The sequence below is a fragment of the Microbulbifer okhotskensis genome, from assembly GCF_023895975.1.
GTDB lineage: Bacteria > Pseudomonadota > Gammaproteobacteria > Pseudomonadales > Cellvibrionaceae > Microbulbifer > Microbulbifer okhotskensis.
The window spans coordinates 1-8,356 of sequence record NZ_JALBWM010000143.1 but is presented as its reverse complement, the minus strand read 5'-3'; the positions used below and the strand labels follow the sequence as shown (position 1 = coordinate 8,356).

At 45.5% G+C, this 8,356-nt stretch carries 8 protein-coding genes and 1 pseudogene; 4 read left to right on the top strand and 5 right to left on the bottom strand.

The annotated features are described in order from the left end of the window. Positions 1-338: pseudogene (locus tag MO867_RS19405) on the top strand (hypothetical protein); the annotation flags it as partial. 20 nt (positions 339-358) lie between these two features. On the opposite strand, the gene MO867_RS19400 reads toward MO867_RS19405, so the two are convergent. Together MO867_RS19400 and MO867_RS19395 are read right to left on the bottom strand one after the other, a co-directional pair. Further along, on the bottom strand, positions 359-1,318 hold the full coding sequence (locus MO867_RS19400; protein WP_252472185.1) for an alpha/beta fold hydrolase: 960 nt from the start codon (positions 1,316-1,318) through the stop codon (positions 359-361). Between the two features lie 53 nt (positions 1,319-1,371). Beyond that, positions 1,372-1,800, bottom strand: coding sequence for an organic hydroperoxide resistance protein (locus tag MO867_RS19395; protein WP_252472183.1), 429 nt, complete (start codon positions 1,798-1,800; stop codon positions 1,372-1,374). Between the two features lie 121 nt (positions 1,801-1,921). On the opposite strand from MO867_RS19395, the gene MO867_RS19390 reads away from it, so the two are divergent. Genes MO867_RS19390 through MO867_RS19380 form a run of 3 tightly spaced genes read left to right on the top strand, consistent with a single transcriptional unit; the run spans position 1,922 to position 4,692 of the window. Continuing rightward, the gene (locus tag MO867_RS19390) at positions 1,922-2,749 is read left to right on the top strand and encodes an AraC family transcriptional regulator (RefSeq protein WP_252472181.1); all 828 of its coding nucleotides are present in this window, start codon (positions 1,922-1,924) and stop codon (positions 2,747-2,749) included. Between the two features lie 9 nt (positions 2,750-2,758). After that, on the top strand, positions 2,759-3,760 hold the full coding sequence (locus MO867_RS19385; RefSeq protein ID WP_252472179.1) for a hypothetical protein: 1,002 nt from the start codon (positions 2,759-2,761) through the stop codon (positions 3,758-3,760). 20 nt (positions 3,761-3,780) lie between these two features. After that, on the top strand, positions 3,781-4,692 hold the full coding sequence (locus MO867_RS19380) for a fatty acid desaturase family protein (RefSeq protein ID WP_252472177.1): 912 nt from the start codon (positions 3,781-3,783) through the stop codon (positions 4,690-4,692). 914 nt (positions 4,693-5,606) lie between these two features. Here the strand turns inward: MO867_RS19380 and MO867_RS19375 are convergent. From MO867_RS19375 to MO867_RS19365, 3 genes are all read right to left on the bottom strand, one after another. Then, positions 5,607-6,038 (bottom strand): acyl-CoA thioesterase, encoded by a 432-nt coding sequence (locus MO867_RS19375; protein ID WP_252472175.1) that lies wholly within the window; start codon positions 6,036-6,038, stop codon positions 5,607-5,609. Further along, positions 6,035-7,249 (bottom strand): iron-containing alcohol dehydrogenase, encoded by a 1,215-nt coding sequence (locus MO867_RS19370; RefSeq protein WP_309143317.1) that lies wholly within the window; start codon positions 7,247-7,249, stop codon positions 6,035-6,037. The genes MO867_RS19375 and MO867_RS19370 overlap by 4 nt, the downstream gene beginning before the upstream one ends. Positions 7,250-7,609: 360 nt before the next feature. Further along, positions 7,610-8,098: an AAA family ATPase gene (locus MO867_RS19365; protein ID WP_252472174.1), complete on the bottom strand. Its 489-nt coding sequence runs from the start codon at positions 8,096-8,098 to the stop codon at positions 7,610-7,612. Positions 8,099-8,356 lie beyond the last annotated feature (258 nt).

Below are 8,356 nucleotides of genomic sequence, written 5' to 3'. Positions count from 1 at the left end.
CTATTTTAGGTCTATTCTGTTCGTTTTTACACCGATTTATATGGGACAGCCCTGCCTGCTTGGCTTATGTGGATCTCAATCCTATCCGCGCTGGCATCGCCAAAACTCCTGAGGAATCCGATTACACCTCGATCCAGCAACGCATTCGCGCTGCAATCTCAGCCGAGCAGCCCAAAAGCCTACTACCACTGGTGGGCGGGGAGCGCCGAGATATGCTTAAAGGCTTGCCTTTTCAGCTGGACCACTACACTCTGCCTGCAAGGCCTGCCCAGAAATTTTCTGGTCATCATATTCATATCATTAGCGCCATTGACGCGGAGAGTGCCCTACTGTCGTAGGGCACTAGCAATAAGATTCATCAGTCCTGCAAAAACTTCAGCAGGTCTTGATTAAGTTGCTCCTTGTGAGTGTCGGCAAGGCCGTGCGGTGCACCAGGATAAATAACCAGCCTGGCATTGCGGACAATTTTTGCTGCGGCACGAGCCGAATTATCGATGGGTACGATCTGGTCATCGCTACCATGAACGATCAGCGTGGGCACATCAAATTTCTTCAGATCCCCACAGAAATCTGTAGCCGAAAAGGCTGCGATTGAATCGTAGGTATTCTTGTGTCCACCTTGCATTCCCTGCGCCCAGAATGACTGAATCAAACCTTGTGAGGGCTCGGCATCTGGGCGGTTAAACCCGAAGAATGGCCCGGATGCGATATCGAGGTAAAGTTGAGAGCGGTTTTCCAGGGACCCCTTGCGGATACCATCAAATACTTCCAGGGCCACGCCACCCGGGTTGGTGCCAGTCTTGAGCATAAGCGGTGTAACTGCTGAGATCAGTGCGGCTTTCTTGACGCGATCAGTACCATGACGGCCGATATAGCGCGCTACTTCACCGCCACCGGTGGAGAAACCCACCAAAGTCACATCTTTCAGGTCCAAAGCTTTGATAACGGCTGCCAGGTCATCTGCGTAATGATCCATATCATTACCATCCCAGGGCTGGCTGGAGCGGCCGTGCCCCCGCCTATCATGCGCCACAACACGATAGCCTCTGGATGCTAGGAATATCATCTGGGACTCCCAGCTATCAGAACTTAACGGCCAACCGTGACTGAAGGTAACAACCGGTCCGTCCTTTGGACCCCAATCCTTGTAGTAAAGCTGCACTCCATCACGGGTGGTGATGGTGTTGGCGGTCTTGGAATAGCTAATAGCGGGCTTAACAGCTTTACTAGATTTTGAGTCCGCTAGAGATTGTGTTGCAGCGAATGTAGTAAATAGTGCTACCCCAAGGGCGCCTATATTGCGAATTAAGGGATTCATTCTGGTTTCTCCTTTGGGATTTTTAGATCGCGTTTTTTGTGAATGCTGAGCGCTCAGTTGCCGAGCACAAGGTATACATCAATGTTTCCGCGGGTCGCATTTGAGTAGGGGCAAACAATATGGGCTTTGTTAATCAGCAACTGCGCAACGGCCTCAGCCAGTCCGGGCAGGCTGATACGCAACGCCACCTGAATACCAAAACCGGTGGGTATCGGACCTATGCCGACCTTGCCGGTAACCTTTGAATTATCCGGCAGAGCGATTTTTTCCCCAGCTGCAACATGCTTCAATGCACCCAGAAAACAGGCTGAATAGCCTGCCGCAAATAGCTGTTCGGGGTTAGTGCCGTTACCACCCCCACCGCCAAGCTCTCGCGGCGTTGAAAGTTGGACGTCGAGGGCACCATCGGAGGACAACGCTCGTCCTTCCCGACCACCTGCAGCAATGGCCTCAGCCGTGTAGAGAATTTTTTCTAGCTGCATCTTAATACTCCTTGGTTTTGTGAAGAGCCAGGGCTCATATGTATCAACGGGATTAAATTTACACCCATAATTGAGACGATATGCAACAATTGATCTCTATAACTTAACCAGGAGTATCAAAATGGCAGATCGACTGGCGGCCTTGCTCGATAATTTTTCAATCACAGCACGCGTATTCCATACAGGCACTTTATGCGGGATCAATGGGCTAAATGATGAGGATGACCTGGGGCAACTCCACCTGATTCGCGCTGGCACTGTCGAGGTTAAGCACAACAGCGCTCCAGCATTAATGATCACAGAGCCCAGCTTGCTGTTCTACCCGCGCCCACTGGCACATCGATTTATTACAGATGCCGAGAGCGGTGCAGATTTTGCCTGTGCCAACCTCAGCTTCGATGGGGGCCCTGGCAACCCCATAGCGACAGCCCTGCCCGACTTTGTCAGCCTCCCACTCTCAGCTATACCCGACTCAAAAAGTATGCTGGATGTGATATTTGAAGAAGCTTTTGCCCAAAACTGTGGTCGGCAGGCAATACTAGATCGTCTATTCGAAGTCATAGTGATTCAGGTACTTCGGCACTTGATGGAGGAAGGGCTAACCCAAATTGGCATGCTATCTGGGATGGCACACCCGCGCTTGCGTTTAGCATTGATTGCCATACATGAACGACCGGCACATGACTGGTCGCTAGAGGGGCTGGCCCATCAGGCTGGCATGTCACGGAGCGTGTTTGCCAAGTCCTTTCGCGATCGAATCGGCATCACTCCAGCAGCATATCTGCAGCGATGGCGGATATCGTTAGTGCAGCGCGCGTTGAAGCAAGGCCAGCCATTCAAACTGGTAGTAGAGGAAGTTGGCTATAGTAGCGAAGCCGCCTTATCGCGCGCCTTTAAATCCTGCATGGGATGCTCCCCTCGACAATGGCTTAAACAACAAGCGCCATAAGGGGCTTTATTGTGGGAACCCAGGATTAATATCACTCAACATCAATGTGGAATCCAAGCGACAACAGCACCGACAACAATAGATACCGTCATTGTGCATTTAAACGACATTCACCACTCCAAACATTACAAGCTGTTGTATATTGAGATCCTTCCTGTAATATTACAAAAAATACATTTCTGGATTCTTATCGTAATACTTATTATGTATCAGTTTACCTATGAGCCCACCCCAAAAAATGTTTTGCTGGATCTAATGGGTGTCAATAAACGACATGAACTGGCAACCAGTCAGTTACGGTTCATATCTGACGCCTTTGATATTTCAACCAATAATCTGCGGGTTACATTAAACAGATTGACTGGTACCGACCTGATTACACATGACGGCCGGGGGGTGTACCGTTTAACGGAGAAGGCCCTGGCAAAGCGCTCTTTTATTAACCGCTGGCAAAAAAATACCTTTCATTACGATAAATGGGATTCACGCTGGCTCGCCTGCCACCTGCCCAAAGGCGTGACGCGTACAGTCCGGAAAAAATCATTACTGGTACTTGAGTGGTATGGTTTTGCCGCCGGCCTGGATCATCTTTGGGTACGCCCCAACAATTTAACGCTCAATCATTCAGGAATAACTGTTGCGCTGACCACTCTCGGCCTCGAAGAAGATGCACACTGCTTTGTCTTGCAGGATGCGCCAGATTCATTGGTTAGCCAGTGGGTTCACCGGCTTTGGGATGTTGAGCGGCTCGATCACGAATATGGCGCTCTTATACAGTCGATTGAAAACAGCCTCACAACTTTGGCATCGAAATCTGTAAATGCGTCCCTGTCCGAAACATGTCGCCTGGGGGGCGAGGCCATACACCGTTTAGCAATTGATCCTCTATTGCCCAGAGCGATACGACCGCAAAACAAATATCAACAACTGAAGAACATCGTACACAAATACGATCGAGTTGGTCGCAATATTTGGCTTGAACAACTGAAGAAGTTAGGTGTTAACGCATAATCTAAACAAGGTGCCCTGCAATGAATATCCCCATTAGCAAAGAAGAACTCAAGCCATTCCTGCGACGCAGTGATACCAAAGCCTGGTGGGTAGTGGCAAGTGCCTGGCTCGGTATAGTAGGTATCTTTCTTGCTGCAGCGCTGCTGCCACATTGGTCAATATATATTGTAGCGGTATTCTTGCTTGCAGGCCGACAGCAGGCATTGGCAGCTATTATGCACGAAGCCAGCCATAAAACGCTTTTCGCAACTCGAGCCTACAATAATTTTGTTTCCAAGTGGTTGTCTTCGCCATTTTTATTGATGGATGGTGATACCTACATTAAAAGCCACTTGAGCCATCACCGTAAGGCTGGGACGAATGAAGATCCAGACCTTCCGAACTATAAAGATTATCCGGTAACCAGGAAAAGTCTGGTGAGGAAATTTACCAGGGATTTTTTAGGTATCACGGGTTTAAAGGCTAATATATACTTATTTTTTAGTGGGCGAGATTTATTAAGTAGAAAAAAAAGAGTTAATTTTCAGTTAACTCGCGGTTTGTTCGTCAACGGTATTATCTTTTCCGTATTGTGGACCTCAGGTTTTCCTCAGCTATTTAGTTTGTGGGTGGCGGCCTACCTCACTGTATATATGGCCATTATACGGATGCGCCAGATCGCCGAACATGCCTGCGTCAAAGATTTGTACCATCTAGAACCAAAATATAATACGCGCTCAATTCAAAGGGGTATTTTGGGCTTCCTATTTGTCAGCCCTACCGATGGCTTGAGTTACCACTGCGAACATCATGCGTTTATGGCAGTCCCTACCTATAACCTTAGGGCCCTGCATCAATTACTGAAAGATCGAGGTTACTACGATGATGTGGAGATCGCCGATGGGTACTTAAGTGTTCTGAAGCAGGTGGTAAGGCCGTCCATACAGGGATGAGTCATCACTAATATATAATCCCCTCTACCGATAAAGAATCTGCCAATGAGTGGCCACTCAGTGAGGTGGTCACACTTTGGCAGCGGCTATTTTAATATCTTTACAGTATTTTAGCAGCATTTTCAGAGTAAAATACTTGATCGTGCGGAAACAGATATCCTGGAAGAGCGCGCGAACTCTTGGCGGAGTCGTTTCGCCGGTATCAGCTAGTTTATGCACCGACTCAACGAGTCTACCCCCGGTTAAGCTAACGACAAACACAGCTTCGCAGGCCGTTTGGGGGGACGTTAAACGCCAGAGTCTACTGGATGCAAGAGCAGTGACCGCCTAAATGGATTACGTTGTCCTCAATCATATCCGTGCGAAACTTGCCAAAAATTCGGAAGAAACTTGATATACCTTTATTCAAATGCCAACACTTACCTTTAGTTCTCATACTTAACTTCGCTGGAGGCTTGAACAGCTTTACAAAGTATCCTGAAATTTTTGATCATTACGAGCGTTACTTTTATGGTTATACCAGAATAGAAAGCTCAATCGCGACCTGTGCTTCAGTAGGGGTGATTATGTTGATCTTGAAACACAAGCGCCCCCCCTACGCTACAGCTTAACAAGAGCTAATTGCTTGACAAAATATTATACCCGCTCAATTCGGCGCTCACTCAGAAGCCGGACCTTGAAGCCCTCATACATACTCTTTCTCCTCGTATCGGTATATTTGGCTCGGAGAACCACATGAGCCGATATAATATCCCTCCCCTTCAAAGGAAATCACATATGCTCTACCAAAGTTCGTACGTTTTTCAATGATTTCCGGAGATAATTATTTATATTCTCCACACTGAAAGCTCATTCAATATAGGGCCTTTCTTCGTCAGATTTTTCTGCAACCATTCTTGATGGTGCCAAGATACTCAAACACATGCCTTTTGCAATACTTTCAGTAGGTGCCCTGAGATTTTTGTCGGTTTTTCAGTATGTCGATTAACAAAGACATGCGTCATAGCACCATGTGCACAAGCATTTTCGTACCCATCTTTAAATATTGCAACTCCATACTCAACCGAAGAATTACCTATTCGATTCACTCTGAACCCACCCTTGATTTTGTCGGGATAGGAAATACTAGTTACATAATTACAATTAGACTTTACCATATAGCCAATGACTTCACTGGAGTAGATATCAAACCCAGCCTGGCTTATCAAAAAGTTATTGGCAATAGTGTCAAAATAGGAATAATAGACAACATTATTTACGTGCCCGTACACATCATTATCCATCCACCTAGTAGTCAATTCTTCAAGGCAAAAATAGTCTGAGCGTAACACAGCTTGCCTACTCACAAAGCCCCCTCAAAAGCAGCTTGATAAATTAGGAGTGCATCATCATGAGACATTGGTTTAGGATTGTTGGTGAGCAGGCGTGTTTGCAACATCGCATCGGTGGCGAGCCTCTCCAAATGATGCTCACGTATATCCAATTGCTTTAACGTACTGGGTAATTTTAATCGCGCTATTAATTGCTCGATATAAACAATAAGATCAGAACATATTTTTTGATCTGATCGAGATGTATTAATGTTTGCGCAAATATATGGTGTCAATTCACTATAAAGTTTAGCGGTATTGCTTTGATTAAAACGCATCACATGTGGCAATACTAAAGAGTTACTCAACCCATGAGCTATATGAAAGTGGCCACCTAATGGATAGGCTAACGCATGCACAGCGGCAACCGGTGCATTGGCAAATGCTTGACCCGCAAGGCAAGCGCCTAACAACATATTTTGTCTTGCTTCAACATCTTCGCCATGGAACGTGACCTTTTCTATATTTTTCGATAGCAACAGTAATGCCTGCTTAGCTAACATATCTGAATAGGGGTTTTTTTTATGTTTAGACGTATATGCCTCTATGGCATGTACCATTGAGTCAATACCCGTTGCGGCTGTGACGTGGCCTGGCAACCCTAAAGTTAACTGTGCATCTAATAAGGCAACATCTGGCAGTAACTGGTTAGCAACAATTCCAGCCTTTGTGGTTTCTCCAGTTGTTAAAATTGCAATAGGTGTCACTTCTGAACCGGTTCCGGCAGTGGTAGGTATTAAAATCAGTGGTAAGCGATCACCTTGAACTTGATTTAGGCCATATAGCTGCCCCAAAGATTGCTGTGAATCCATCATGACGGCAACTACTTTGGCAGTATCCATTGAGCTGCCACCACCAAATCCGATTACACCATCAACATTATGTTGATTCGCCATGGCTACTGCTGACAATACGATTTGCTCTTTAGGGTCGGCGACCACCTTATCAAAAACGATAACTGTAAATTTGCCGTGCAATTGCTCCTTTAGCTTTTCCAGTAATCCACAGCCTACAATACCTTGATCAGTAACCACTAGGAGCTTGGTGATGCTTAACTGATTACAAATATCACTGATAGTATTCAAGCCGCCGGGGCTACTGATAATGCATTTTGTAGTATTAAATTGAAAACTCAGCATAATATTGTCATAGCCTTGATGATTATTTATGACTATTCCGACTGACAATAGTCCCTTCACGCCCCCTAAGAAACCTCAAAACAATTCAGAGTGAATTTGTTAGCGACCAGACTCACTTCAAGACTACGATAAATTATGCATCAAGTCACCATTGTAGATGGGACTATTATCTCAAATTAAAGCTCCACCAAGCGCAAGAAAAAGTGTAACCAGAAATTGCACGCGAATATAAAGAACCAGTCAAAGGTACTATGGGATGCGGTATTATTACAACTTCCGATATTAGCAACTTGCTCTCAAATAATGTATTCTATTTTTACCGTACTGTAGTTGCAACTCGAGATCAACCAATAATTCGACAAACGGCGCAAGCTGCCCAGTATCCACAGGCGAAGAGCTGGTTAGCGGTTATCTATGCCGTTTATTGTCTGTATACATTATTTTCTTACCGATAAAGTGATAATATAGCGCTTCATGTGAGGACTTTGAAAATGTATCATCTCTTACTGGGTATTCAGATATCCAATCTATCAACATATTTAGATTCTTGTCCTGGGCCTCTTTAGAGGCATACTTATGGGGCTCCCAAGGGCGATTTTTTGCATTGGAAATGCATGTCTCAACGGGCAAATTCAGAAATACGATTTCGCTGGATACAGGGAGAACTATTTCTAGCAAGTCCGAATAACAGCCTTCTATCACCCAACCTTCGTTAATGCCTAAAAATTTGTTAATTTCTTTTCTAGATTTATCAACAGGCTTTCTTTCTGGCGGAGATACTGGCTTCCATGCGACGGTATCCAAATCGAAGTGCCGCAAACCTTCCGATTCGGATAGCTCTTTGGACAGAGTAGATTTTCCTGCCCCAGAATTTCCAAATATTACTACTTTCTTCAAATCCAGCTCCTAATTTCACGAAAATAGAGTTTAGCGATCACTCCAGATGTGGGTAAACTAGCACGTCAACTTCACTTTGATCTTATGAATGAACTCTACCATAGAAGTGTTCATCCATGTAGAGGGCTCATGGCCACCAACCCTTTAAAAAGTCTTATTTAAAGGTGCCACGGAATGAAACGATATTTCGAGACCTATCATTATAACAATACTTCGGACAGTTTTAGGGGGCGAAATAGGTAGGAACCACGGCCAGAT

Coding starts and splice junctions, on each gene's coding strand:
- MO867_RS19400 (WP_252472185.1), bottom strand. CDS start 1,318: ATGAATCCCTTAATTCGCAATATAGGCGCCCTTGGGGTAGCACTATTT.
- MO867_RS19395 (WP_252472183.1), bottom strand. CDS start 1,800: ATGCAGCTAGAAAAAATTCTCTACACGGCTGAGGCCATTGCTGCAGGT.
- MO867_RS19390 (WP_252472181.1), top strand. CDS start 1,922: ATGGCAGATCGACTGGCGGCCTTGCTCGATAATTTTTCAATCACAGCA.
- MO867_RS19380 (WP_252472177.1), top strand. CDS start 3,781: ATGAATATCCCCATTAGCAAAGAAGAACTCAAGCCATTCCTGCGACGC.